This is a genomic window from Methyloversatilis sp. XJ19-13, assembly GCF_024580155.1.
Lineage (GTDB): Bacteria > Pseudomonadota > Gammaproteobacteria > Burkholderiales > Rhodocyclaceae > Methyloversatilis.
Genome location: NZ_JANINH010000006.1, coordinates 37,985 through 63,581, shown reverse-complemented (window position 1 = coordinate 63,581; position 25,597 = coordinate 37,985). Strand labels below are relative to the sequence as shown.

The window sequence follows — 25,597 nt, the reverse complement described above, 5'->3', positions numbered from 1 at the left end:
CTCATTCCGTTCGTGGCCCGCCTTGGTGAGCGTGCCCTCCGCGAGGCACGCCTGACATGGATTTCAAACCGCTCCTGTTGTGGTCCGACATCCTGCTGTGGGCAATGGTGGCCGGCTGCATCGCGCTCGCCGTCTACTGTCGTCGGCAGGATTACCTGCGCCGTGCCTGGCGGCGGGTAGGCGAGTCGGGCGTGGCGATGACGTCGGCGACGATACTGGCGGCCTTCGTCAGCGTCGGGCTGCTCGATTCGCTGCATTACCAGCCACGGCTGCCGGCGCAGGAAGGCAGCAGCGAAGTGCAGTACGCGCCCGAGGTGCTGTCGGTGCTCGACGCGCTGGTGGCCGACCTGCGGCTGAACAAGGAAAAGACCTACTCCGCGCCGCTGGCCACGCACGCCTTCGCGAAGGAAACGATGGAGCGCGACGGCGTGCAGATGCGCGACTACCCACGGCTGAAGTGGGGCGGTGCGCACCTTGAAGAGGTGGCCGGACGCGACAGCGATCTCGCGCGCCGTGCCGCAAGCGGTGCGTTCTACGGCCTGCTGCTGTGGGCGGTGGTGGTCGGTGTGGCGGTCGGATGGATGGCGCTCGCGCGCGGTGCCCCCTACGCCGCCACCTGCCGCACCGTGTGGCGGCCGGACACCGCGGCGACCCGGCCGATCGCGTGGCGCGCGGTGTTCGTGACGCTGGCCGTGCTCTGCGTGATCGGCGGCGTCACCGCAGCCTGGTCCGCGGGTTACCACGTGTTCGGCACCGACAAAGTCGGGCAGGACGTGCTCTATCTGTCGCTCAAGTCGGTGCGCACCGCGCTGCTGATCGGCACGCTGACCACGCTGGTGACGCTGCCGCTGGCGGTCGCCCTCGGCCTGATCGCGGGTTTCCGCGGCGGCTGGTGGGACGACGCGATCCAGTACCTCTACACCGTGCTCAACTCCATCCCCGGCGTGCTGCTGATTGCCGCCATGGTGCTGATGATGCAGGTCATCATCGACACCCACCCCGAATGGTTCGAAACCGCCGCCGAACGCGCCGACGCCCGGCTGCTGGCGCTGTGCTTCATCCTCGGCCTCACCTCATGGACCGGCCTGTGCCGGCTGCTGCGCGCCGAGACGCTGAAGCTGCGCGAACTCGATTACGTGCAGGCGGCACGCGCCTTCGGCGTCGGCGACGCGCGCATCATGGCGCGCCACATCCTGCCCAACCTGATGCACATCGTACTGATTGCGCTGGTGATGGATTTCTCCGGACTGGTGCTGTCCGAAGCCGTGCTGTCCTACATCGGCATCGGCGTCGACAGCTCGATGAACAGCTTCGGCACGATGATCAATGCCGCGCGCCTCGAGCTGTCGCGCGAACCGGTCGTGTGGTGGTCGCTGGCCGCCGCCTTCGTGTTGATGCTGGCGCTGGTGCTGGCGGCCAACCTGTTCGCCGACGCGGTGCGCGACGCCTTCGATCCGCGCTTCCAGTGGCGCGCGCGGCGCATCCTGAAGAAGGTGGCAGCATGAGCGGACCCGACGTGAGACACGCCGTCGAGCCGCTGCTCGACGTGCGCGGCCTGGTTGCCGAACTGGATACGCCGGCCGGCATCGCGCGCGCGGTCGATGGCCTCGACTTCGAGGTGCGTGCCGGCGAAACCATGGCGCTGCTCGGCGAGTCCGGCTGCGGCAAGTCGATGACGGCCGGTGCGCTGATGCGCCTGCTACCCGACGTCGGCTACATCGCCGGCGGTTCGGTGAAGCTGGCCGGGCGCGAACTGACCACGCTGACCGAAGCGCAGATGCGCGAAAGCCGCGGCAGCGACATGGCGATGATTTTCCAGGAGCCGGCGACCAGCCTGAACCCGGTGCTCACCGTGCTGCAGCAGATCGGCGAGGTGCTGGCCACCCATCGCGGCCTGCGCGGCGCGCCGGCGCGCGCCCGGGCGCTCGATCTGCTGAACGCGGTCGGCATTCCCGACGCGGCGCGCCGGCTCGACGAATACCCGTTCCAGTTTTCCGGCGGCATGAAGCAGCGCGTGATGATCGCCATGGCGCTGGCCGGCGAGCCGCGCCTGTTGATTGCCGACGAGCCGACCACCGCGCTCGACGTGACCATACAGGCGCAGGTGCTCGACCTGCTGGCGCGGCTGCAGCGCGAGCGCGGCATGGCGGTGCTGCTGATCACGCACGACCTCGGCGTGGTGGCGCGCATGGCGCACCAGATCGGTGTCATGTACGCCGGCCAGCTCATCGAGCAGGCGCCGCGTGCCGCCTTCTTCACGCGGCCGGCGCATCCGTATTCGAAATTGCTGTTCGATGCGCTGCCGGATGCCGCGCGCCACGGCCGCGGCGAACTGGCGACCATCCCCGGTTCGGTGCCGCCGCTGACCACCGCCTTCACCGGCTGCCGCTTCGCCGACCGCTGTCCGCAGGCCTGGTCGCGCTGCCATGACGAAGCGCCGGCCTGGCATGAGGCGGGCGAGGCGCAGCGTGTGCGCTGCCATCTGTACGACCCGGCGGAGACGGCGCGCGCTGCGCCGCTGGCGACGGCGGCGTCGCCAGTCGTGGCCGATGGCAGCATCGAGACAGCGCAGGCGCCCTTGCTGTCGGTACACGATCTGAAAGTGCATTTCCCGATCCGTCGCGGTGTGCTGCAGCGGGTGGTCGGTCATGTGCGGGCGGTCGATGGCGTGTCGCTCGACATCCGCCCGGGTCGCACGCTGGCGCTGGTCGGCGAATCCGGCTGCGGCAAGACCACGGTGGGCAAGGCCATCCTGCGCCTGATCGAACCGACCGGCGGCACCGTGAGCCTCGATGGCCGGGATGTCGGCAGCCTGTCGAGAAGCGCGCTGCGCAGCCTGCGCGCGCGCATGCAGATGGTGTTCCAGGACCCGTACGGCTCACTGAACCCGCGCATGCGGGTCGGCGAAATCATCGGCGAGGGCATGGGCGCGCTGCAGCAGGGCGGTGACGGCGTGGCGGTGGCGCGCCTGCTCGAACAGGTCGGCCTGCGCGCCGACATGGCCGATCGCTACCCGCACGAGTTTTCCGGCGGCCAGCGCCAGCGCATCGCCATCGCGCGCTCGCTGGCGGTGCAGCCCGCGCTGATCGTGTGCGACGAACCCACTTCCGCGCTCGACGTGTCGGTGCAGGCGCAGATCCTGAACCTGCTGGGTCGGCTGCAGCGCGACATGGGGCTGGCCTACCTGTTCATCACGCACAACATTGCGGTGGTCGAACACCTCGCGCACGATGTGGCGGTGATGTACCTCGGGCGCATCGTCGAGATAGGCAGCGTTGACCAGGTGCTCGGTGCGCCGTGTCATCCCTACACGAAGGCGCTGCTGTCGGCGGTGCCGCGTGCCGACCTCGACGCTGCAACCCTGCCGCAGAAACTGACCGGCGATCTGCCGTCGCCGGCCGATCCGCCGGCAGGCTGCCATTTCCACCCGCGCTGCCCGCGCGCGCAGGCGCGCTGTCAGACCGATGCGCCGGTGCTCGAAGGTCATGATGGCCGCCAGGCCGTGGCGTGCTGGTTCGCAGATTGAACGCGGTGCGGCGAACCGCGGGGTTTTTGTGGGAGCGGCGGCCTCGCCGCGATTGTGCAGCGACCATCGTTGAGCAGAGTGCGTATCGCGGCGAGGCCGCCGCTCCCACAGGGCAGCCACCACAGGGACATCTCCCACAGGTCGCCGCGCCGGCATGTCGCACGCCCGACCGCTACTTTCCCGTCGCTGACTTTCCAGCCGGAATCACCGTCTTCTTCCGTGCCGGCGGCGCGCTGACCTTCTTCTTCTGCACACCCGGCCTCACGGCCTTGCTGCCGGAGGCTGGCGTGACCGGCACATTCACCCAGCGGCCGTTGCGTTTCACGCGCTTGTATTTCGGCTTGTCTACACCCAGGCGCGGTGCTTCTTCGGCGTTGCCGCCGTCGAGCGACAGGCTGCTGTTCTCGTCCGGCACCAGCAGCGTGCTGCCCGGACCGATGCGCACCGTCGGCGACAGGCCGTTGAAGCGGCGCAGCCGCCATTCGCTGACGCCGAAGCGGCGGATCACCGTGGCCAGCGTTTCCTTGGGCCCCAGCGTGTAGGTACGCCACGGCGCGCCGGCGGTCGGTGCGGCGTCCGGGTTGCGGTTGTCCAGATTGGCCATGAAGGTATCGACCGCGTGCGCCGGCAGCACCAGCTGCGCACCGCCCTTGCCGGTGCGGATGACCGGTCGCTTGTGCTGCGGGTTGAGCGCCTTGATTTCGGCCACCGGCACGTCGGCCAGCCGGGCTGCAGTGGCCAGGTCCATCGACGGCGCTTCGGCGACCTGGGCGAAATAGGGCTTGTTTTCGACCGATTCGAGTTCGATCCCGAACAGTTCGGGCTGCGCGATGATGTTCTTCAGCGCCTGCAGCTTGGGTACGTAATGGCGTGTTTCGGCCGGCATGTTCAGCGAGGCATAGTCGGTCGGCAGGCCGGCCGCCTGGTTGCGCAGCACGGCGCGCCCGACCGCGCCTTCGCCCCAGTTGTAGGAGGCCAGCGCCAGATGCCAGTCGCCGTGCATTTCGTAGATCTTCTGCAGGTATTCGAGTGCCGCCTGGGTTGAGGCGACGATATCGCGCCGGTCATCGCGCTGCGCGTTCTGTTCGAGTCCGTACAGCTTGCCGGTGGACGGAATGAACTGCCACAGACCGGACGCCTTGGCGACCGACAGTGCCTCGGGGTTGTAGGCGCTTTCCACCATGGGCAACAGCGCCAGTTCTGTCGGCAGGCCGCGCTTTTCGATCTCCTCGACGATGTGGAACATGTAGCGCCGGCCCCGTTCTGACATGCGGCGGAAGTAGTCGGGTCGATTCAGATACCAGGCCTGGTGCTCGGCGACCAGCGGATGGTCGAGGTCGGCCATGCCGAAGCCCTTGCGGATGCGTTCCCAAAGGTCGTCCGGGGGGAGGGTGAGGTCGACTGGCTTGATTTCGTCTTCCGGTGCCCGGACGATCTCGGTCGGTTCCGGAAAGGGGATCGGTTCGGCCTTGCCCGGTTTGATACCCGGTGTGCGGCTGGTGTCGCCCGGTTTTTTCGTCGCACGGCTGCGTTCCGGCGTGCTCGCGGATGACCGTGCAGCGGGCGCGTCGCCGGAATTCTCGCTGACCACGCCGGTGGCCGCGCAGCCGGCGAGCAGCAGGCCCGACAGCAGGATCGCGGCGCGGCGCAGGAGGGAGTCGATGAGAAGCTGCATTGCTGCGAAAGAGCCAAACCCCGAATGCTAGCCACCCGGAGCATGCAGCGTCAAACCTGGTTGCGGACGCTGCCGGCGTTGAAGAGCCGATGAAGAGAAGAGATTCGGACCACATGGGCAGCGCTTGGTTTCGTTTCGTCAGACACCCGCACGCGCGGTGCGCACGTGGCTTATGATGCGGAAAAAAGGGTATGTCCATGAAAGCGCTGATCATTGAAGATTCCCAGACGGGGCTTGCCGTCATCAGTCAGCATCTCGAACGGATGGGCATACTGCCCATTGCAGCCACCGACGGCGAGGCCGGCATTGCCGCCTTTCGCGAGCACAACCCGGACATCGTGCTGCTCGACGTGGTGCTGCCGGGCATCGACGGCTACGAGGTCGCGCGACGCATCCGTGCCATCGAGCAGTCCGGCGAATGGACGCCCATCCTCTTCCTGACCGCTCGCACAGCCGACACCGATCTGGTGCAGGGCATCACCGCCGGCGGAGACGACTACCTGTTCAAGCCAGTCAGCGAAGTCGTCCTGGCGGCCAAGGTACGCGCCATGCAGCGCATCCTGCAGATGCGCTATTCGCTGGTGGTGCTGACACGCAAGCTCGATGCCGCCAATCAGGAACTGACCCGGCTGAGTTCGCTCGACGGCCTGACCGGGCTGGCCAACCGCCGCCAGCTCGACGAAACCATCATGCGCGAATGGCGTCGCGCGGCACGCTACAAGCGGCCGATCGCGCTGGCGCTGGTCGATGTGGACAACTTCAAGCAGTACAACGACACCTACGGTCATATCGCCGGTGACGAGTGCCTGAAAAGTGTCGCCAGTGCATTGCTCGCGGTATCGCGCCGACCCAGTGATCTGGTGGCGCGCTATGGCGGCGAGGAATTCGCGCTGGTCCTGCCGGAAACCGATCTGGGTGGCGCACGCCGGGTGGGCGAGGGCCTGTGCGACTCGATCCGGGCGCTCGGCATCGAACATCGCGCCGTGCCGGGCGGCAAGCTGACCATCAGTGTCGGCGTCGCCAGCACGACACCCGGGCAGGAAAGCGGCGGCCCGCAAAGCCTGCTCGCAGAGGCCGACTTCGCCCTCTATTCCGCCAAGTCCGGCGGTCGTGACCGCGTCGGCTACAAGGTGCCGGAAGTCGCCGTGGAGTGATTCGGGACCTCGTCCGCATGCATGGTGCGCTGCGCATTCCGTAGTGCGAATCACGCGAATCTGTCGCCGACGAACGGGCACCGTCACGTGAAGTAACTCTTTGATCAGCGTCAAGAAACGTGAGACCGGCGAGGTGGCTGCGAATTGCGGCGGCTGCTAATGTCCGACGCGTGCCGTCATCACGGAACGGGAACCATGGATACCGTTGTTTTGAACTCAGCCGTGCCTTCGCGGCGCCGTCACAACGCCCCGCGGTTCGGACTGGCGACGGCCCTGACCCTGTGTGTGTGCGCCGCTGCAGCGTGGGCGCCTGCGACGGCGCAGACGATCGTGCCCGCGGGTCAGCAGATCGATCGATACGGAGCCGTTGATCTGGGTGTGCTGTCGATGGAAGGTGGCACGATCATTTTTCGAGACGGCTTTCGGGGAGCTTCGACCGCAACGAACGCGGTGCTCGCCAATGGCTGGATTGCCGCGGCCGGTTACCCGGCCCGACTTGAGTTTTTCGGCACGAGCGGCGTCCCGGGCGCAAGTTACGGCACTTCTTTTCCGTCTGATGGCATGTACATCGCTGCCAGTGATGCGGAGAACCTGTTTCCGCTCGACGCGATCAACAAGGGTGAATTCTTTCAGACCGGCAATGGGCGATTGATCCTCGGGGGCGGTGCCCGTTTCATCAATGATGTTTTTTCGACTTACTGGATCCAGAACGATCTGGGCATGGTTCGAAGCTCTGAGCTCGCGCGCTCGTCCTTCGTCAATCAGGCCGGTGCGTCGGTGATCAAGGCGTCGGGCAGCAGCACGAGCGTGTTCGCGCTGCCGGTGGTGCAAGACAGCGGCAAGTTCGAGGCATGGTCGGGTTCCTTGCATCTGGCGGCCGGCGGTTTTCATGACAACGCCTCTTTTTATGCGGACGTTTTTGGCGGTGCTGCCCGGTACGGTATTTCCTTCTCCGGCTCTCACGTGTTCACCGGTTTCATCACCACCGAGACCGGGGGGCTGTTGCTGACGGAGCGCAGTCGCATCGCTTTGATGCGGGGTGGAAGCTTTGATATGGCGGAGTGGCGGCAACGGGCGGATTTTCTCGTCGATGGTTTTCAGAGCCGTATCGAAATCGGGCCTGGCGCAATGCTGCAGAACACCGGCTCCCTGGTGACGGCGAGCGGTGCGGCCGTGGTGGCGGTCGGTGCAGGGACATCGTCCGTCGCCGCGGCCCGCGGCCTTCTGATCAACGAAGGTTCGTTCTCCGGTGTGCTGCTGGGCAGCCGCGATTCCGGTGCCTGTTCCAATGATCGATTCGGTGACACGTGTGTCGTCAACGTCCGCAACGCGCGGGGCGGTGAGATGACCTTTCTTCCGGTGCCGGAAGATGATCCGCTTTTTCCTGACAACACGTCCGATTACAACGCGGTCGGCGTGTTCGAGAACGCAGGGCGCGTTCGCGTACCCGGGATTGTCGATCCGCTCACCGGGCTTGCGACGGTGGTGGATGCCGATTCCTTCCTGCAGAACCGGCAAGGCGTCGCCACGCTGCTCAATACACCCGAACTGGTGATCGACCCGGATGGCGAGTTGCGCGTGGGCACCTTCCGCCAGATCGAGGGTGATACGGTGGTCAACGGGCGGCTGAACGGGGATGAGATCGAGTTCGTCGGCGGCACGCTCAGCGGCACCGGGACGATCGGCTATGGCTCAGGCGGTTTCAGCAGCCTGATTTCGACAGGTGCCGTCACCATCGGGCCGGGTAACTCGCCCGGCATCCTGACCATCGACGGCAATCTGGAGGCGAACGGTACGATTTTCGACATCGAAATCGGCGGCCGCCTCGCGGGCATCGAGTATGACCAACTGGTCGTACTGGGTCAGGCAAATCTAGCAGACAGCATTGTGAACCTGCGTTTCATCGATGGCTTCGTTCCCGATCAGGGCGACGTGTTCGAATGGCTGGTCGCCGACCCGCCGTTCGTCGGGCTGGCGCCGCTGACGGTCCATGTCATCAGTGACCTGGCGGTGATCGAGGGAGAAACCGACGGTCGCAGGTTCTATGTCTATTCAGTCACTGCCGTGCCTCTGCCTCTGCCGCCTGCCGCCTGGCTTTACGGAGCAGGGCTTCTGATGGTCGGTTGCCTGGCCCGGCGCAGACGATGATCTCTGCCTGAGTCTGACCTGATCGGTCCAGGCAAGCGGTTTTTCGCTTCGAGGACAGTGGCTGCATGGTGACCCTTCGCTCTGGCCAGGGGACGGAGTTCGATCGACTGGACTATCGGCCCTGGTTTGGCCGCCCCCACTAGAACCCGTTCTTCCACTCCCGCAGTACCGCGAACACCTCGACCGGGCTTTTCAGTTTGCGGCCGGCATGTGCTTCGGCGGCGCCGATGATGGCTGCCTCGCGCACGCGCAGGAAGGGGTTGGTCGCCAGTTCTTCGGCCAGCGCGAACGGCACGCTGGGCTGACCGGCGGCCCGGAGCTTCGCGACGCGGCGGGCGCGGGCGATCAGCGCCTGGTTGTCCGGTTCGACCGCCAGTGCGAAGCGCAGATTGGATTCGGTGTATTCGTGCGCACAGTAGATGCGCGTGTGCAGCGGCAGCGAGGCGATGCGCGACAGCGAGTGCCACATCTGTTCCGCCGTGCCTTCGAACAGCCGGCCGCATCCGGCGGCGAACAACGTGTCGCCGCAGAACAGTGCATCGCCGCCATACCAGGCAATGTGGCTGCGCGTGTGGCCGGGCACGTCGAGCACCGTCAGGGCGACGCCCAGCCAGGGCAGGTCGATGCGCCGGCCCTCTGCCACCGGATCGGTCACTTCGGCAATGCGCTCGTCCGCGGGCCCGTAGACGCGTGCGCCGGTGCGACGCACCAGTTCGGCGACGCCGCCGATGTGGTCGCTGTGGTGGTGGGTGATCAGGATGGTGTCGAGCGTCAGGCGGTGCCGGTCGAGTGCCGCGAGTATCGGTGTGGCGTCACCCGGGTCGACCGCCAGCGCGCGTGTTCCGTTTGCGACCAGCCAAAGATAATTGTCGCCAAACGCGGGTATCGGATATATCTTCATCCGCCCGATTCTGGCGTGAGGCTGAAGCAATGACAATGCGTCCGTCTCACGCGTGACGATCCACCGCCCCGTAAAACATGTCGATTCCCGGTTTGCACGAATGGCTCGATACCCCGCAGGGACAATACGTCCAGCGCTGGGAGCACGCACAGGTGGACCAGATGGTGGCCGACGTGTTCGGTTACAACGCGGTACAGATCGGCCTGCTGCAGCACGACTATCTGCGCGCCAACCGGATGCCGTTCAAGCTGTACAGCGACGATGCGCGCCCGGGTCCGATGCCGGCCCTGGTGTGCGATCCGGTACATCTGCCGTTTCCGGCCACCAGCGTCGATCTGGTGGTGCTGCCGCATGTGCTCGAATTTGCCGCCGACCCGCACGCCGTGCTGCGCGAGGTGGAGCGGGTGCTGGTACCGGAAGGGCAGGTGCTGGTGACCGGCTTCAACCCGTTCAGCCTGTGGGGCGCACGGCGGCGCCTGCAGGAACGCGAGCCCTTTCCGTGGAATGGAGACTGGCTGTCGGTGCCGCGCCTGCGCGACTGGTTCAAGCTGCTCAGCCTGGACACGCAGGCGGGCTGTTTCGGCTGCTACCGCCCGCCGGTACGCAGCGAGAAATGGCTGGCGCGCTGGAGTTTCATCGAATCCGCCGGTGACCGCTGGTGGCCCTTCCTGGGCGCTACCTACGTACTGCAGGGTGTCAAGCGGGTCCATGGCATGCGCCTCATCACGCCGAAATGGAGCGACCGTCGCGCCGCCGCGCGGGCCGTGGCCAGCGTCGGTAGCGCCCGTCGCAATACCGTGCCGGACCGCAAGTTCGGCACCTGAACCTGGAGCAAGTCTTGGACGATGTGATCATCTATACCGACGGTGCCTGCAGCGGCAACCCGGGCCCGGGCGGCTGGGGCGCGCTGCTCAAGTGCGGCGCCGTCGAACGCGAACTGTCGGGTGGCGAGCGCGCGACCACGAACAACCGAATGGAACTGATGGCGGTGATCGAAGCGCTCAACGCACTGAAGAAGCCGGTGCACGCCGTGGTGTATACCGACTCGCAGTATGTACAGAAGGGCATCAGCGAGTGGATACACGGCTGGAAGCGCAAGGGCTGGAAAACGGCGGGTGGCGATCCGGTCAAGAACGTCGACCTGTGGCAGGCGCTCGATGCGGCGGCACGGGTGCATGAAGTCGAGTGGAAGTGGGTCAAGGGCCATGCCGGGCACCCGGAGAACGAGCGCGTCGACCGGCTGGCGCGCGACGCGATTCCCGTGCGCGGTGCGTGAGCGCGACGGCTGGCTGTAGAATGCGCCGCGCAGTGGCCCGACCTGTTCCCGGACTTTCCCTTCCATGAAACGCCAGATCATCCTCGACACCGAAACGACCGGGCTGGAATGGCAGAACGGCGACCGGTTGATCGAAATCGGCTGCGTCGAAATGGTCGGTCGCAAGCGCACCGGCCGGCAACTGCATCGCTTCGTCAATCCGGAGCGCGAGGTGCCGGAAGGCGCAGTCGCGATCCACGGCATCACGACCGAGTTTCTCGCCGACAAGCCGAAATTCCGCGATGTGGCGGCGGAATTCGTCGATTTCGTGCGCGACGCCGAACTGGTCATCCACAACGCCGCCTTCGACGTCGGATTCATCGACAACGAACTGAACCTGCTCGGGCTGCCGCTGCTGCGCACGATCACCAGCGGCCCGCCGATCGACACCGTGCGCATGGCGCGCGACATGTTCCCCGGCAAGCGCGCCAATCTCGATGCGCTGTGCGAGCGCTTCGGCATCGACAACACGCACCGTGAATTCCACGGCGCACTGCGCGACGCCGAACTGCTGGTCGAGGTCTATCTGGCAATGACGCGCGGTCAGGAAAGCCTGATCATCGATCTCGAGCCGGATGCCGCGACGGTGCGCAGTGCCGGGCCGACGCGCGTTTCCGGTGCATTGCGCCGCGTACTGGCGAGCGACGCCGAGCGTTCGGAGCACGAACGCGTGCTGGCCGAGATCGACAAGGCCAGCGGCGGCGCCACGGTATGGCGCGCCATCGAGCCGGTCACGCCGGCATGAACATCGGGTCTGCCGGTACGTGCCGCCAGACCCTGCCGGGGCAGGTTTCTTGCTTCGGCCTTCCCACATTTCCGGACGCTGCGCCAACCCGGCGCTGACGTACGGCGATGCATAACCATGACAGGAGACCCCGAATGAGTGCGCAGAAAATTCCCGCCACCCTGATACCCGGCGACGGTATCGGCCCCGAAATCATGGACGCCGCGCTGGCCGCGCTGGACGCCGTCGGTGCGCCGTTCGAATGGGATACCCAGCCAGCCGGCATGGGCGCGCTCAAGACGCATGGCGATCCGTTGCCGGAGGCGACGCTGGAAAGCATCCGCCGCACCCGGCTCGGCCTTAAGGGCCCGCTGGAGACGCCGGTCGGCGGCGGTTTCCGCTCGATCAACGTGCGCCTGCGCGAGGCGTTCAAGCTGTACGCCAACATCCGTCCGGCGCGCACGCTGATCCCTGGCGGCCGCTACGACAACATCGACCTCATCGTCTGCCGCGAAAATCTCGAAGGCCTGTACATGGGCTACGAGCACTTCATCCCGATCGAGGGCGACCCGCACGCGGTGGCCATGTCGACCGGCGTGAACACCCGCCAGGGCGCGCGCCACATCCTCGAATACGCGTTCGAACACGCGATCGCGCTCGGCCGCAAGAAAGTGACCGTGGTGCACAAGGCCAACATCATGAAGGCGCTGACCGGCATCTTCCTGGAGACCGCCGAACAGATGTACGAAGAGCGCTACAAGGGCCGCATCCAGTTCGAACAGGTCATCGTGGACGCCTGCTGCATGAAGCTGGTGATGAACCCCTGGCAGTTTGACGTACTGGTCACCACCAACCTGTTCGGTGACATCCTGTCCGACCTGACCGCCGGCCTGGTCGGTGGTCTGGGCATGGCGCCGGGCTCCAACATCGGCGCCGACGCGGCGATCTTCGAGGCGGTCCATGGCTCGGCGCCGGACATCGCCGGCAAGGGCATCGCCAATCCGACGGCGCTGGTGCTGGCGTCTGCGCTGATGCTCGACCATGTGAAACTGCAGGACAAGGGCGACATCATCCGCAAGGCGGTGTCGGATACGCTCAACATCGACAATGTGCGCACCGGCGATCTCGGTGGCAAGGCGACGACGAAGCAGTACACCGACGCCCTGGTCGCGCGCATCCGCAACAGCTGATCGCTGCCGGGGCTGTCGCCGCGGCGGCTCTCCAGGGCTGGCCTTGCTGGCGCGGACGGGGCTGGCAAAGAGCTCCGCGTCGGCCTGTGGGAGCGGCGGCCCCGCCGCTCCCACAACGCCGTTCCCACAGGCTGCGTCTTCACGCTCCGTCAGGCGGTGCGCTCAGCGCAGATTGCCGCGGTAGCGCTGAACGTCGATGACGCTGACCGGGCTTGCGCCATTGCTCCAGCTGCCGCGGATGTGTGACACGACCAGCGCGATGTCCTCGTCGCTGAGACTGGCGGCGAATGGCGGCATGCCGAAGGGGCGCGGGTTGCCTTTCGTGGCCGGGGCAAAGCCGCCGCCGAGCACGATGCGCAGCGGATTGGCCGGCGGGTCCAGCGTCACCGCCCGGTTGCCGTCGAGCGCCGGGTAGATGCTGCCGGATCCTTCGCCGTTTTCACCATGGCAGCCTGCGCAGTGGTCGACGAACAACTGCGCAGCGCGGGCGCGCTGCGCATCGTCGAGCGCGACGATCCTGCCGGCGGCTGCCACCGGAGCCGTCGCAGGCAACGCCTGCAGATAGGTCGCCATCGCATCCAGATCGCTGGCGGACAGATATTGCGTGCTGCCGAATACCACCTCGGCCATCGGACCGGCGACCGACGCGTTGTGCGAAATGCCGTCACGCAGCAGCGCGATGACCTCTTCGCGTTTCCAGTCCTGCACGCCCGCCTCGTGCGGCGAGCCCAGCGACGGTGCGTACCAGTTCTGGCCGGCCATCAGCCCGCCGGCGAGTTTGTCCGCGTCCTCGCTGGCGCCCAGCGCGTTGCGCGGCGCGTGGCACGCGCTGCAGTGGCCGAGCCCCTGCACCAGATAGGCGCCGCGGTTCCAGGTTGCAGACTGCGACGCATCGGCCTGGAATACGGCCGGCTTGAAATACAGCGTGCGCCAGGCGGCCAGCGCGGCCTGCGAGTCGTAGGGGAAACGCAGCACGTGCGGCCGGCTGGCTTGCCGGGTTGCGGGCAGCGTCTGCAGATAGGCCCACAGCGCATCGGAATCTTCGCGCGTGACATGGGTGTAGCTCGTGTAGGGAAAGGCCGGATAGAGCGGCCGACCGTCGCGCGAGCGGCCTTCGTGCAGCGCCCGCCAGAAGTCGTCGGCGGTCCAGTGGCCCAGGCCGGTGTCGGGGTCGGGGGTGAGATTGCTGGTGTAGAAGGTGCCGAACGCGGTGTCGATGGCGCGCCCGCCGGCCCAGGGTGTGCCGCCGCGCGCGCTGTGGCAGGCCATGCAGTTGCCGGCGCGCGCCAGATACTCGCCGCGTGCGACGAGTTCCGCCGGCGGCGCAGCGGAGCGGGAGGCGTCGGCGACCGGCAGCGCGTCGGCGCCGGTGTCTTGACCGGTCGACCACCAGACCAGCGCCGCCAGCAGCGCGAGCAGCGGAAGGATCAGGGCGGCGCGCTTCATCGTGCGGCGCCCCCGGCCGTCTGCGAGGCAGGCACGCCACCGCAGCGCAGCGGCAGCTCGCGCGTCGTCATGGCAGCGGGTTTGGCACCTGCCGGCACGGTTTGCGCAGCCAGCCATTGCGATACCGCGCCGATGTCGTCCGCGCTCAGTTGCTTGACGATCTGTGCCATGCAGTCCGGTGCATGCGCCTGTCGGATGCCGCTTTTCCAGGCGCTCAGCTGGGCGGCCAGATAGTCGCGCGGCAGGCCGATCAGCCCCGGGATCGCGGGCGCGACACCCATCAGTGCGTCGCCATGGCAGCTGGCGCAGGCCGGCAGGTCACGCGCTGCGTCGCCTTCGCGCACCAGTCTTTCGCCGCGCCCGAGTGCGGCGCCGGGGCCGGTGGCGCGCACGGCCGGGTAGGGCAGGTCGAGTGCGGCGAAGTGGTCGGCCATGTCTCGCAGGTAGTCGTCACCCAGCGTCTGAAGCAGTTCGGACATCAGGGGGTACTGACGGCGACCGTCGCGGAAATTCAGCAACTGGTTGTGCAGATAGCCGGCCGGCTTGCCGGCGATGCGCGGGTAGTAGCCGTCCGGGCCGGCGCGACCTTCGGCGCCGTGACAGCCGGTACAGGCGAGTACGCGCTGCGCCATCGTGTCTTCGACGACCGGCGCGGCAAGTGCCGAAAAGGACATCACGGCACAGCAGGCGAGCAGCAGGCGCTGCATCGGCAGACGGACAGGGCGGGATTCAAACAGTTGTTTCATCGGAACGGGCGGGGCGGGCAGACGGGAGGCGGTCAAGCCGGATGATAAGGGGCGCGCCCCGGTATGCACGGTTATGGTGCGATGCCGCGTGGCCGTCGGCGTGATCAGAGACGGCGGATCTTGTGCAGCAGCCCGGTGGTCGAGCGTTCGTGCTCGAAGGCGATGGATTCGACCCGGCCGCCCCGCGCCAGCACTTCGCGCGCACCGACGATGCGGTCTATCGGCCAGTCGCCGCCCTTGACCAGCACTTCGGGACGACAGGCAAGAATGAGGTCGAGCGGGGTATCGGCGTCGAACCAGGTGACCAGACTGACCGATTCAAGTGCCGCGATCACGGCAGCGCGGTCTTCCAGCGGATTGACCGGACGATCATCGCCCTTGCCGAGCCGGCGTACCGAGGCATCGGAGTTCAACGCCACGATCAGCGAGCCGCCAAGCGCGCGCGCCTGTGCCAGGCAGGTCACGTGACCGCGATGCAGGATGTCGAAGCAGCCGTTGGTGAAAACCCGCGGCCCCGAAAGATCGGCGGCACGCGCCGGCAGGTCGGCCGGTGCGCACAGTTTGGCTTCGAAAGCCGGGGTCCCGCCCTGCATCAAGCTGCCGTGGCGAACTGCTTGCGGAAGCGGTTCAGGTCACTGATGGTCTTGAAACTTTCGCCGAACAGCGAACTGAGATTGCGCAGGATGCCGCCGATGACGCGCGCCTCGCAGTCCTTGTCGAAACGGATCTGCTGGTCCAGCCAGTGTTCCAGCCAGTCAGGGTCGGGAAGGCGGGACTGGATGGTATCGCGCGGATAAAGCGTCTTGCTGACGTGCAGATTGGTCGGATGCAGCGGCTTGCCGGCGCGTCCGCTGGCCGCCATCAGCATGCCGATCTTGGAAAACGCTGCCCGCGCGGTGTCGCCGGTGCGCTCGATCGCACGCTTCATGTACTTCAGATAGGCCCCGCCATGCCGCGCCTCATCTCGCGACAGCAGGCCGTAGATGTGCTTGATGACCGGCTCGGTGTGCCATTCCGACGCACGGCGGTACCACTGGGTCAGCCGTACTTCGCCGCAGAAATGCAGCATCAGCGTTTCCAGTGCCGGTGCCGGATCGAATTCGAAGCGCACCTCGTGCAGTTCCTGCTCGGTCGGTGACAGGTCGGGCCGGAAGCGGCGCAGATATTCGAGCAGTACCAGCGAATGCTTCTGTTCCTCATAGAACCACACAGACATGAAGGCGCAGAAGTCGGAGTCGTCGCGGTTGTCGCGCAGGAACATTTCGGTCGCCGGTAGCGCCGACCATTCGGTGATGGCATTCATCTTGATCGTCAGCGCCTGTTCGTCCGACAGCAGCGACGCGTCGAAACCGTCCCAAGGCACGTCTTTGTCCATGTCCCAGCGGGCGGATTCGAGTGACTTGAACAGTTCGGGGTAGAGCATGGGCGGGCTCCTCGGGAAAACGCCATTTTACGCGAGCACAAGTCAGCATGATGAATGCTGTACGTGTACGACCGGCCAGATCAAACCACGTTCAGCCTGCTGCCGGTAAATGAAATAGACGGATGAAAGGGGCGCTATCAAGCCGGAGCGGCGTGCCCGGCGCATATTTCAGGAGAATCTCCCGGCCGGTTGGTGCCCGCCGGGAAAGCCCGTGCATCAATTCAGGGCGGCGATGGACGAATCGGGCAGCCGGGCCGCACGCCACTCGGCCAATGCGTCGGGCACGCTGCGGATGGCACCGATGACGGATACGCCCGGGATGCCCGCCAGTCTTTCGTTCGCACCCGCTCCGCCGACCCAGATGCCCACCGTGTCCGGCAAAGAATCGCGCAGCGTACGAACGCCGGCGAGTGCCTGACGCAGTGGGTAAGCGGCGCTGAAGGAGAGCGCGACGATGTCGGCCGCCGAGGTCAAGGCCGACGTGCGGATGTCGGTCAGTGGCATGCGGGGCCCGAGCGAACAGCATTGCGCGCCTTCCGACGCCAGCATTACCTCCACCATCAACAAACCGAGGCCATGTTCCTCCTCCGGCAGTGTGGTGAGCAGGACGCGCGGCGGCGCGGCCGGCCGGGTGTAACCGGCGAGGGTGCCGCGCAGGAAGCTCTGCACCTGCTCGGTGTAGAAGTGCTCTTCGGGAACGCCCAGTTCGCCGCGTATCCAGGCTTCGCCGATGACCACGTTGAGCGGCGCGACCAGATCCGACACCAGGGCCTGCAGTCCCCGTTCGAGCAGGGTGCGCTGAAACAGGTCGCGCAATGCAGGCACGTCGTGGCGCCGTATTGCCGCAAGTACTTCGTCCGTCGGCACGCCTCCATCCAGCGCAACTGACGTGCTTGCGACGCGTTCTGCCTCGATGATCCGCTGCAGATCCGCCTCGCTGGCGGCCAGCAGCTTGCCCGGCCGCCAGCCCTGATCGATCAATCTGCGGATCAGGCGCAACCGATTGACGTCTTCCTGCGTATACAGACGCTCGCCCGCTTCATCTCGGGCGGGCTGAGGGAACCCGTAACGCCTTTCCCACACGCGAAGTGTGTCTTTGGGAAGGCCTGTTTCGCGTTCGACGGCGCTGATCGTCAATCGACCAGACCCGTTGGCGTCGTGTTTCATATTGTCCTGGACAAACCATTGACAAAGCGTTCAATGAGCCCTAGATTAAAAGCTACAGAGGGTTTTGTCCAGGACAAAATTGGGGGTCAGTCATGAAACACGCTGTTGTCGCGGGACTTCTTTTCGCCGGAGCGGGTGCGCTCACCAGTGTGTGCCTGGCACGCATGCCGGGTGCAGACGAGCCGTCGGCCGCGGCGAAGCCTGCGCAGGTCGCACTGGCAGTGCCGGCAGGTGCTGCGCACAAGCCGACGTCCAATGAAACGCTCATCCACCTGCATCGCGCGGTGACGGGCACCCATTTCCTGCCGCCGGCGTTGTCCGAAACGACGGTGCGGTGTTGCGAGCTTAGCCGTGCGTCGCGCTGACTGGCTGTTCGCCGCCGTCTTCACATTGACGACCGGAGCCGCCATGGCCGAATCCTGCCCGACCGTGCTTGACCGTTCGCTGCCCGGCCTGCTCGATGGCAAGCCAAAGTCGCTGTGCGAATTCAGCGGCCGCGTGTTGCTTGTCGTCAATACCGCAAGCCGCTGCGGCTTTACCCGGCAGTACGAAGGGCTGGAAAAACTGCAGTCACGCTTTGGTACGCGCGGTTTTACCGTGCTCGGTTTTCCGTCAAACGATTTCGGCAATCAGGAACCGGGTAGCGACAAGGACATCGCGGAGTTCTGCAGCATGACTTATGGCGTCAAGTTTCCGATGTTTTCGAAGACCGCGGTAAAAGGGGCGCAGCGTCATCCGTTCTACGCAGATCTCACGCGCCTGACCGGCGTCGAACCCGGATGGAATTTCCACAAGTACCTGATCGCGAGAGATGGCAGCACGATCAAGTCGTTTCCGAGCAATGTGGCGCCGGAATCGCCAGAAATGATCGCGGCCATAGAGGCTGCGCTGGCGCGTTGAAGCTGGTGTCAATTTGCCGTTCTATGGCGGTGTCAATGTAAAGTTACGCCTGATGCGGCGGGATCGTCCGGCCGCACACCATCCGATGCGGTTTCCAGGAGAATTATGAGGATTGCAGTCGTGGGTTCCGGAATCTCCGGACTCGCAGCCGCATGGCTGCTGTCGCGCGAACACCAGGTCACGCTGTTCGAACAGCACGATCGTCTTGGCGGCCACTCGAACACGCTGGATGTGGAGCTGGGTGGTGTACGCCACCCGGTCGACACCGGTTTCATTGTGTTCAACCGGGCGACCTATCCGCATCTGTGCGGTCTGTTTGCTTATCTTGGTGTGGACATTGCGGACAGCGAAATGAGTTTCGGCGTCAGTCTGCAGGACTCCGGCATCGAGTGGAGCGGCAGCAGCCTGGCCACGGTGTTCGCCCAACCGGCCAATCTGGCCCGGCCGAGGTTCTGGCGGATGCTTCAGGACATCATGCGCTTCAACAGCGAAGTCACCGAGCGGGCGGCCAATGGCAGCGCAGAGCACCTGTCGCTCGGCGAGTTCCTGGTGAAGCATCGTTACAGCGAGGCTTTCCGGGACTGGTATCTGCTGCCGATGGCGGCAGCGATCTGGTCCTGTCCGACGCGCACGATGATGGCCTACCCGCTCGCCACGTTTGCCCGCTTCTGCCACAACCACGGATTGCTGCGCGTGAATGACCGGCCGCAGTGGCTCACCGTGCGTGGCGGCTCGCGCGAGTACGTGAAGAAACTGGCTGCGCTGTTGTCGGACGTGCGGCGCGGCGCGTCCGTCACCCGTGTACGCCGGGCGGAAGACGGCGTCTGGATCGATGCGGGGGGGGCGTCTGACTGCTTCGATCAGGTCGTCATGGCCAGCCACTCGGATGAGTCGCTGGCCCTTCTGGGGGACGCCGCGACGTCGGCCGAACAGCGGCTGCTGGGCGCCATACGCTACCAGCCCAATCACGCGGTGCTGCACACCGACACTCGGTTGTTGCCGCGCAACCGGCGCGTCTGGTCGGCGTGGAATTATCTGGCGGGCGAAGGCGCGCCCGACGAGCGTCCGGTCAGCGTGTCCTACCTGATGAACCGACTGCAGCCGCTGCCCTTCAGTCAGCCGGTCGTGGTGACGCTGAACCCGTTCATCGAACCCGATTCGGCCAGCGTGATTGCACGCATCGAATACGCGCACCCGCTGTTCGACGGCCCGGCGATCGATGCCCAGCAACGGCTGCCGGAGATCCAGGGCCGCGATCGCATCTGGTACTGCGGCGCCTGGACAGGCTACGGTTTTCACGAGGACGGCCTGTCATCGGCGGTGCGCGTGGCGCGGCAACTCGGTGCCGACGTGCCCTGGCAACGCAGCGAGCCGGTGCTGGCTGCATGATGGCTGCCAGCGATGTCAGCCTGTGCCGTGGCGCGGTGATGCATGAGCGGACCGCACGGGTTCGTCGCCGCTTCGCGTATCAGTTGTTCTTCATGCGCTTCCGACTCGATACGCTGGGCTCATCGAAAATTCCGATGCTGGCGTTGAACCGCTGGGCGCCCTTGTCGTTGCACTTCCGCGACCACGGCGCACGCGACGGATCGCATCCGCTGCCGTGGATACGCGCATTGCTGGCGCAGGAGGGGTTGGCCGGCGTTGATGGGGACGTGGTCCTGCAAACCATGCCGCGCCTGTTCGGTTATGTGTTCAACCCGGTCAGCTTCTGGTTCTGCCACGACGCGGGCGGTGCCTTGCGCGCCGTGCTGTGCGAGGTGAGCAACACCTTCGGCGAACGCCATGCCTACCTGGTGTCGCACGACGACCGCCGCCCCATCCTGAATGGCGAATGGCTGGAGACACGCAAGGTGTTTCACGTATCGCCCTTCTTTCCGGTGAGCGGTCGCTACCGCTTCCGTTTCGACCAGCGCGGTAGCCAGCATGCGGTGGCGATCGATTATTTCGAAGGCGCGGAACGGCAGTTGCGTACCCGTGTCTCAGGGCGCGCGGTGCCGATGAGTCGTGCCGTCGCGTGGCGTGCTCTGGCGGCTTTCCCGCTGATGACGCTGGGGGTGATTGCGCGCATACACATCCAGGCCTTTCACCTGTGGCGGGCGAATGTGCCCTTTTTCAGAAAACCGGCTCCTCCAGTACAGGAATTGACCCGATGAACCAACCGGATGCCATGGTCGCGCTTGCGCGACACGGAAAGCTCCCATCGGCCGCGCGCCATGTATTCAAGCTGCTCGAACGCATCGAGCACGGCTGGCTGATGATGTCTCTTCCGGACGGAGAAATGGTGTCTTTCGGCGGCCGAGGTCAGCCGGTCGAAATGCGCATCCTCGACTGGGGGGTGTTCGACCGCGTGATCGCGCGCGGCGACATCGGTCTTGGCGAAGCCTGGTTCGACGGCCTGTGGGATACCGACGAACTCGGCCGTGTGCTGACGTTGTTTGCCCAGAACCGCGACGCGCTGCAGCGCGCGGTGCACGGCAACCTGCTGGCACTGGTGTTTGCGCGCATGCGCCATCTCGGCCGCGCGAACACACGACGAGGCAGCCGCCGGAACATCGTCGCCCACTACGATCTGGGCAACGAGTTCTACGGTCTGTGGCTGGACGGCAGCATGACCTACTCGAGCGCTCTGTACGAAGGCGACTCCCGGCGCGATCTGGAAGCAGCGCAACTCGCCAAATACCAGCGCATCGCGCGCGTGATGGGGCTGTCGGCGGACGACAGCGTGATCGAGATCGGTTGCGGCTGGGGTGGCTTTGCCGAGGTTGCGGCGCAGCGCGCCGGTGCGCGCGTGCATGGTGTGACCCTGTCTCCCGCACAGCTCGCATGGGCGCGACAGCGCGCAGAGCGTGGCGGCTATGCCGACCGCGCGACCTGTGAATTGCGTGATTACCGGGACCTGCACGGCAAGGCGTCGCACATCGTATCGATCGAAATGCTCGAAGCCGTCGGCGAGCGCTGGTGGCCGACCTACTTCGCCAAGCTCGACAGCCTGCTGGCGTCCGGTGGTCAGGCGGTTATCCAGACGATCAGCATCGCAGACGATCTGTTTGCGCGTTATCGTAAGGGAACTGACTTCATCCAGCAGTATATTTTCCCGGGCGGCATGCTGCCGTCGCCCAGCGTGTTCGTGCAGCAGGCGGAGAAGGTCGGCTTGCAGGTGCGCGACGATTTCCGCTTCGGGCCTGATTACGCGCTGACGCTGGCACGCTGGCGCGCCACCTTCGAAGCGCGCACCGACGCCTTGCGCGCGCTGGGATTCGATCGTCGCTTCCAGCGGCTGTGGCGCTTCTATCTGGCGTACTGCGAGGCCGGCTTCCGCGCCGGTTCGATCGACGTTCATCAATTTCATCTGGAGAAAACCTGATGCGCCGAATGCTTGCCTTGTTGTTGATGGTCGCCGGCATCGCTTCCGCCCAGCCTCTGGCGGGGGCAGGCGACGTGCTGCCCGACCTGAAGCCGCTCGGCAAAGGCGAAATGCGCTGGTTCGGCTTCAAGCTGTACGACGCCTCTCTGTGGGCCAGCGGCGGCACCTATTCACCGGACGGCGGTTTTGCGCTGAGCATCCGCTATGCCCGCTCGTTCGACGGCTACAAGCTGGCCGAAGCCAGCATCGACGAGATCAAGCGGCTGGGCGAACGCGACAAGAAGCGTCTGGCGCGCTGGAAGGACATCCTGACCGGCGTGTTCCCCGACGTGAAGGAAGGCGACGTGCTGACCGGCGTGAAGATGACGGATGGCAGCGCGCGCTTCTTCCATCAGGGCATCGAACTGCCGGCCATCGAAGACAAGGCGCTGTCCGATGCCTTCTTCGCCATCTGGCTGGACGCCCGCACCCGCGAGCCAAAGCTGCGCGCCCGTCTGCTGGCCGAATCGCTCCCGTCCAGTTGAGATCGGCCCGCCTGTTTGCCTATGGCGTGCTCGGCGCACCGCTGGCCGCCGCGGCACTGCCCATCTACGTACACATTCCTAAGCTGTACGCCGACAGCTTCGGTGTATCGCTGACCGTGCTCGGCATCGTGCTTTTCGCAGCGCGTCTGCTCGACGCCCTGATCGACCCGCTGATCGGCGCCGCCAGTGATCGCGCGCGTGGCCGTCGTCGCCTCGTGTGGATGGGCTTGCTGCCGCTGGCGCTCGGGCTGCTCGCACTGGTGCGTCCGGCCGAAGGCACCGATCCGGTGTTCTGGCTGATCGGTGCGCTGGCGCTGGTCTATGCCGGCTACAGCATCAGCACCATCAACTATTACGCCTGGGGCGCCGAACTGTCGGCGACGCCGGCCCTGGGCACCCGGCTTGTCGCGGTGCGCGAAGGTTGTGCGCTGGTCGGTGTCGTGGCGGCGTCCATCGCACCCGGCTTGCTGTCGCCGGATGCGGCACAGGGTCTGTGGCAGGCGGTGCTGTACTGGCTGCCGCTGCTGGCAGTGAGTGCCGTCATCACGCTGTTTGCCGTGCCGGAGGCGAGCCGCGTGCAGCCGATGCGGCACGAGCCGCTGCGTGCAGTGCTGGGCGAGGTGCTGCAGAACCGTCGCTTCCGTCGCCTGCTCACGGTTTTTGCGCTCAACGGGATCGCGTCGGCGATTCCGGCCACCCTCGTGTTGTTCTTCATCGCCGACGTGCTTGGCGCAGCGGAGCGGGAAGGACTGTTTCTCGCGCTGTACTTCGTCGCCGGCGTGCTGGCACTGCCGTTGTGGACGCGCCTGTCCGACCGCTACGGTCGCGCGCGCAGCTGGGCTGCGTCGATGGTGCTCGCGATATCGGTCTTCGCCTGGGCGTTTACGCTCGGCCCCGGCGATGACGTGGCCTTCATGCTGATCTGCGCAGCATCGGGCATCGCGCTCGGTGCCGATCTCGCGTTGCCGGCGGCGCTGGTGGCCGGCCTGGTCGGCCGGCGCGATGAGCCGCTGTCGGCTGGCGGCAGCTTCGGCGTGTGGAACTTCGTCACCAAGATGAATCTGGCGCTGGCAGCCGGTCTGGCGCTGCCGCTGCTGGGCGTGCTCGGCTATCAGCCGGGCGCCACCGATGCCGATGCACGACTGGCGCTGGCCGCGGTCTACGGGCTGGTGCCGTTGGCGCTCAAGGCGGCCGCGTGCGTGCTGCTGTGGCGCCATGCGGACTGGCTGGAACCGGAAGTGGAACCCGAACTGAACAACGAAGCGGGAACGGAAATGGCAACCGATGCCGAATACGGAGGACTGAAATCGTGAAATCGATGTTCTGGCGAATGCGGAGCTTCATCGCTGCGCTGTGCGCCGCCGTGCTGGTGGCCGGGTGTGGTGGCGTGGCGGTCGATCGTTACGCAGGGCAGAAGCCCGTCATGGACCTGCGCACCTACTTCAACGGCACGGTCAATGGCTGGGGCATGTTCCAGGACCGAGGCGGCGAGGTGATCAAGCGGTTCACGGTGCGCATTGAGGCGCGCTGGGAAGGCGACACCGGCACGCTGGACGAACACTTTTCATGGAGCGACGGCACGACCAGCCGCCGCGTGTGGACCATCAGGGATCTGGGCAACGGGCGCTACACCGGCCGCGCCGACGATGTCGTCGGCGAAGCGACCGGCGAGGCAAGCGGCAGTGCGCTGCGCTGGCGTTACGTGCTGGCGCTGCCGGTCGATGGCAGCGTCTACAACGTCGACTTCGACGACTGGATGTACATGATCGACGACAAGGTGATGCTCAACCGCTCGGCAATGAGCAAATTCGGCATCTACCTCGGCGAGGTGACGCTGTCGTTCACCCGCGGCGCGCCCTGATGTTCGCGCCGCTGAATCCGCCGCTGGCCGACTGGTCGGGCCAACGCGTCTGGCTCATCGGCGCATCGTCCGGCATCGGCGAAGCGCTGGCACGCCGGTTGATGGCCGACGGCGCCCGGGTGGCGTTGTCGGCGCGCAGTGCGGACAAGCTCGCGCAGCTGGGTTCGCTGTCTGCCCAGGCCGTGGTGCTGCCGCTCGACGTGGCCGAACCCGACGCACTGGCGCATGCGGCCGCCACGCTGACCGCGCGCTGGGGCGGCATCGACGCCGTGCTGTTCGTCGCCGCGCGCTATCAGGCGGTGCGCGCCTGGGAGCTGGATCCGGCGGATATCGACGCCACGCTGAACACCAATGTCGCGGCCGTCATGAAGGGCTGTGCCGCGGTGCTGCCCGGCATGCTCGCCGCGCAGTCGGGTGCGCTCGTCATCCTGTCCAGCGTGGCGGGTTATCGCGGCCTGCCCAAGGCCATCATCTACGGTGCGACCAAGGCGGCGCTGATCAATTTCGCCGAAACGCTATTCATGGACGTAAGGCCGCGCGGACTTGGCGTGCATCTGGTCTGCCCCGGCTTCGTCGAAACGCCGCTGACCGCACAGAACGATTTCAAGATGCCCGCCCTCATTTCCTCCGACGAAGCGGCGGGGCACATCCTGAGCGGCCTCGCCCGCGGCGACTTCCACATCCACTTTCCGCACCGCTTCACGCGCTGGCTGCTGCTGCTGCGACTGCTGCCCTACCGGATGTATTTCGCCGCAGTACGGCGAATGACCGGGCTTTGACGCACACCGACGCGGGGCTCAGCGCGCCTCGACCGTCGCGGCGGCGCCGTCCCGACGCATCGCCAGCCCCGCCAGCCAGTCCAGCATGCAATAGAACGCACCGGCCGCGATTGGCGGATTGGCGGCGGTAAACGGCAGCCCCGGAACGAGCAGCGCCCAGGTCCAGTTGCCCATCGCCGTGCCATACAGCTCCATCAGCAGTGCAAGTGCGAACATGGTGCCGTACAGCCGGGGTGACGGACCGTACCGGATGCACAGCAGGAAGAAGGCGAACAGCAGCAGGCTGATGGTGTCGGCTTCCAGCCATGCGAAGGACAGGACCAGACCGGCGCCCAGCGCCGGAACGGCGTCCGGCAGTGAAGCGGGCAGCCGCTCGGTGAGCCACATGCCGAGCGCGAACAGCAGCACATGCCCGGGCGGCACGAACAGCGGCAGATTGCCGAGCCGGTATTCGTACAGCCCCCAGACCAGCGCGAGCACGATTTCGCCGAAGGTCGCCCACGCCAGGCAGACCAGCCACAGCCGGCGATGGTCGGCATCGGCGCGCCAGCACAGCAGGCCGAACAGCATCCAGGTCCAGATGGACACCACCGGCTGTGCCCAGGCGTAGGCCTGTCCGTCGAGCCACAGGCCAGCGACGATGGTGAGCACGATGACGAGGGCAAAGCGTTGTGTCATGGCGAGGCGGGTGCAATCACGGGTGGTGTGCGCCGGAAAGGCGCGACCGGGGCGCATGGTAAACTCCGGGCCT

General features: G+C 66.1%; 25 protein-coding genes. 16 read left to right on the top strand and 9 right to left on the bottom strand.

Annotated features, from left to right (window positions below):
- Positions 1-56 precede the first annotated feature (56 nt).
- Together NMQ14_RS09750 and NMQ14_RS09745 are read left to right on the top strand one after the other, a co-directional pair.
- On the top strand, positions 57-1,505 hold the full coding sequence (locus NMQ14_RS09750; RefSeq protein WP_257095611.1) for an ABC transporter permease: 1,449 nt from the start codon (positions 57-59) through the stop codon (positions 1,503-1,505).
- Positions 1,502-3,526, top strand: a complete 2,025-nt coding sequence (locus tag NMQ14_RS09745) for a dipeptide ABC transporter ATP-binding protein (RefSeq protein ID WP_306441191.1) — start codon at positions 1,502-1,504, stop codon at positions 3,524-3,526. The genes NMQ14_RS09750 and NMQ14_RS09745 overlap by 4 nt, the downstream gene beginning before the upstream one ends.
- A gap of 172 nt (positions 3,527-3,698) precedes the next feature.
- Here NMQ14_RS09745 and NMQ14_RS09740 read toward each other — a convergent pair whose 3' ends face one another.
- The gene (locus NMQ14_RS09740) at positions 3,699-5,201 is read right to left on the bottom strand and encodes a transglycosylase SLT domain-containing protein (protein ID WP_257095605.1); all 1,503 of its coding nucleotides are present in this window, start codon (positions 5,199-5,201) and stop codon (positions 3,699-3,701) included.
- A gap of 197 nt (positions 5,202-5,398) precedes the next feature.
- Here NMQ14_RS09740 and NMQ14_RS09735 point away from each other — a divergent pair, with 197 nt between their 5' ends.
- Together NMQ14_RS09735 and NMQ14_RS09730 are read left to right on the top strand one after the other, a co-directional pair.
- Positions 5,399-6,355, top strand: a complete 957-nt coding sequence (locus NMQ14_RS09735) for a diguanylate cyclase (RefSeq protein WP_257095603.1) — start codon at positions 5,399-5,401, stop codon at positions 6,353-6,355.
- 195 nt (positions 6,356-6,550) lie between these two features.
- The gene (locus NMQ14_RS09730; RefSeq protein ID WP_257095601.1) at positions 6,551-8,503 is read left to right on the top strand and encodes a hypothetical protein; all 1,953 of its coding nucleotides are present in this window, start codon (positions 6,551-6,553) and stop codon (positions 8,501-8,503) included.
- Between the two features lie 139 nt (positions 8,504-8,642).
- On the opposite strand, the gene gloB is transcribed toward NMQ14_RS09730, so the two are convergent.
- Positions 8,643-9,404, bottom strand: coding sequence for a hydroxyacylglutathione hydrolase (gene gloB / locus NMQ14_RS09725; RefSeq protein ID WP_257095600.1), 762 nt, complete (start codon positions 9,402-9,404; stop codon positions 8,643-8,645).
- A gap of 77 nt (positions 9,405-9,481) precedes the next feature.
- Here gloB and NMQ14_RS09720 point away from each other — a divergent pair, with 77 nt between their 5' ends.
- The 4 genes from NMQ14_RS09720 (at position 9,482) to NMQ14_RS09705 (ending at position 12,633) form a co-directional block, all read left to right on the top strand.
- Positions 9,482-10,228 (top strand): class I SAM-dependent methyltransferase, encoded by a 747-nt coding sequence (locus NMQ14_RS09720; protein ID WP_257095599.1) that lies wholly within the window; start codon positions 9,482-9,484, stop codon positions 10,226-10,228.
- A gap of 14 nt (positions 10,229-10,242) precedes the next feature.
- Entirely contained in the window at positions 10,243-10,680 is a 438-nt protein-coding gene (gene rnhA / locus NMQ14_RS09715) for a ribonuclease HI (RefSeq protein WP_257095598.1), read from the top strand.
- 64 nt (positions 10,681-10,744) lie between these two features.
- The gene (gene dnaQ, locus NMQ14_RS09710; protein WP_257095597.1) at positions 10,745-11,464 is read left to right on the top strand and encodes a DNA polymerase III subunit epsilon; all 720 of its coding nucleotides are present in this window, start codon (positions 10,745-10,747) and stop codon (positions 11,462-11,464) included.
- Positions 11,465-11,598: 134 nt separating this feature from the next.
- Positions 11,599-12,633 (top strand): isocitrate/isopropylmalate dehydrogenase family protein, encoded by a 1,035-nt coding sequence (locus NMQ14_RS09705; protein WP_257095596.1) that lies wholly within the window; start codon positions 11,599-11,601, stop codon positions 12,631-12,633.
- A 162-nt stretch (positions 12,634-12,795) separates the two neighbouring features.
- Here the strand turns inward: NMQ14_RS09705 and NMQ14_RS09700 are convergent, their stop codons facing one another.
- The 6 genes from NMQ14_RS09700 to NMQ14_RS09675 form a co-directional block, all read right to left on the bottom strand.
- On the bottom strand, positions 12,796-14,079 hold the full coding sequence (locus NMQ14_RS09700; protein ID WP_257095595.1) for a cytochrome c: 1,284 nt from the start codon (positions 14,077-14,079) through the stop codon (positions 12,796-12,798).
- Positions 14,076-14,825 carry a c-type cytochrome gene (locus NMQ14_RS09695; RefSeq protein ID WP_257095593.1) on the bottom strand — a complete coding sequence of 250 codons (750 nt, stop codon included), beginning with the start codon at positions 14,823-14,825 and terminating at the stop codon, positions 14,076-14,078. The genes NMQ14_RS09700 and NMQ14_RS09695 overlap by 4 nt, the downstream gene beginning before the upstream one ends.
- Positions 14,826-14,929: 104 nt before the next feature.
- A complete protein-coding gene (locus tag NMQ14_RS09690; protein WP_257095590.1) occupies positions 14,930-15,418 on the bottom strand; it encodes an adenylyltransferase/cytidyltransferase family protein in 489 nt (162 codons plus the stop codon).
- The gene (locus tag NMQ14_RS09685) at positions 15,418-16,248 is read right to left on the bottom strand and encodes a ferritin-like domain-containing protein (RefSeq protein ID WP_257095588.1); all 831 of its coding nucleotides are present in this window, start codon (positions 16,246-16,248) and stop codon (positions 15,418-15,420) included. Before NMQ14_RS09685 ends, NMQ14_RS09690 begins: the two co-directional genes overlap by 1 nt.
- Positions 16,249-16,464: 216 nt before the next feature.
- Entirely contained in the window at positions 16,465-17,415 is a 951-nt protein-coding gene (locus NMQ14_RS09680) for a MerR family transcriptional regulator (protein WP_257095586.1), read from the bottom strand.
- A gap of 86 nt (positions 17,416-17,501) precedes the next feature.
- A complete protein-coding gene (locus NMQ14_RS09675) occupies positions 17,502-17,825 on the bottom strand; it encodes a hypothetical protein (protein WP_257095584.1) in 324 nt (107 codons plus the stop codon).
- On the opposite strand from NMQ14_RS09675, the gene NMQ14_RS09670 reads away from it, so the two are divergent.
- From NMQ14_RS09670 to NMQ14_RS09635, 8 genes are all read left to right on the top strand, one after another.
- Entirely contained in the window at positions 17,824-18,315 is a 492-nt protein-coding gene (locus NMQ14_RS09670; RefSeq protein WP_257095581.1) for a glutathione peroxidase, read from the top strand. The genes NMQ14_RS09675 and NMQ14_RS09670 overlap by 2 nt on opposite strands.
- 120 nt (positions 18,316-18,435) lie before the next feature.
- On the top strand, positions 18,436-19,704 hold the full coding sequence (locus NMQ14_RS09665; RefSeq protein WP_257095579.1) for an FAD-dependent oxidoreductase: 1,269 nt from the start codon (positions 18,436-18,438) through the stop codon (positions 19,702-19,704).
- On the top strand, positions 19,701-20,471 hold the full coding sequence (locus NMQ14_RS09660; RefSeq protein WP_257095577.1) for a DUF1365 domain-containing protein: 771 nt from the start codon (positions 19,701-19,703) through the stop codon (positions 20,469-20,471). Before NMQ14_RS09665 ends, NMQ14_RS09660 begins: the two co-directional genes overlap by 4 nt.
- Positions 20,468-21,682, top strand: a complete 1,215-nt coding sequence (locus NMQ14_RS09655; protein WP_257095574.1) for a cyclopropane-fatty-acyl-phospholipid synthase family protein — start codon at positions 20,468-20,470, stop codon at positions 21,680-21,682. The genes NMQ14_RS09660 and NMQ14_RS09655 overlap by 4 nt, the downstream gene beginning before the upstream one ends.
- Positions 21,682-22,206: a chalcone isomerase family protein gene (locus NMQ14_RS09650; protein WP_257095572.1), complete on the top strand. Its 525-nt coding sequence runs from the start codon at positions 21,682-21,684 to the stop codon at positions 22,204-22,206. The genes NMQ14_RS09655 and NMQ14_RS09650 overlap by 1 nt, the downstream gene beginning before the upstream one ends.
- Positions 22,203-23,519, top strand: coding sequence for an MFS transporter (locus tag NMQ14_RS09645; RefSeq protein ID WP_257095570.1), 1,317 nt, complete (start codon positions 22,203-22,205; stop codon positions 23,517-23,519). Before NMQ14_RS09650 ends, NMQ14_RS09645 begins: the two co-directional genes overlap by 4 nt.
- A gap of 5 nt (positions 23,520-23,524) precedes the next feature.
- On the top strand, positions 23,525-24,067 hold the full coding sequence (locus tag NMQ14_RS09640; protein ID WP_257095989.1) for a DUF3833 domain-containing protein: 543 nt from the start codon (positions 23,525-23,527) through the stop codon (positions 24,065-24,067).
- Positions 24,067-24,846 (top strand): SDR family oxidoreductase, encoded by a 780-nt coding sequence (locus NMQ14_RS09635; protein ID WP_257095568.1) that lies wholly within the window; start codon positions 24,067-24,069, stop codon positions 24,844-24,846. The genes NMQ14_RS09640 and NMQ14_RS09635 overlap by 1 nt, the downstream gene beginning before the upstream one ends.
- Positions 24,847-24,864: 18 nt before the next feature.
- Here the strand turns inward: NMQ14_RS09635 and NMQ14_RS09630 are convergent, their stop codons facing one another.
- A complete protein-coding gene (locus NMQ14_RS09630; protein WP_257095566.1) occupies positions 24,865-25,581 on the bottom strand; it encodes a hypothetical protein in 717 nt (238 codons plus the stop codon).
- Positions 25,582-25,597 lie beyond the last annotated feature (16 nt).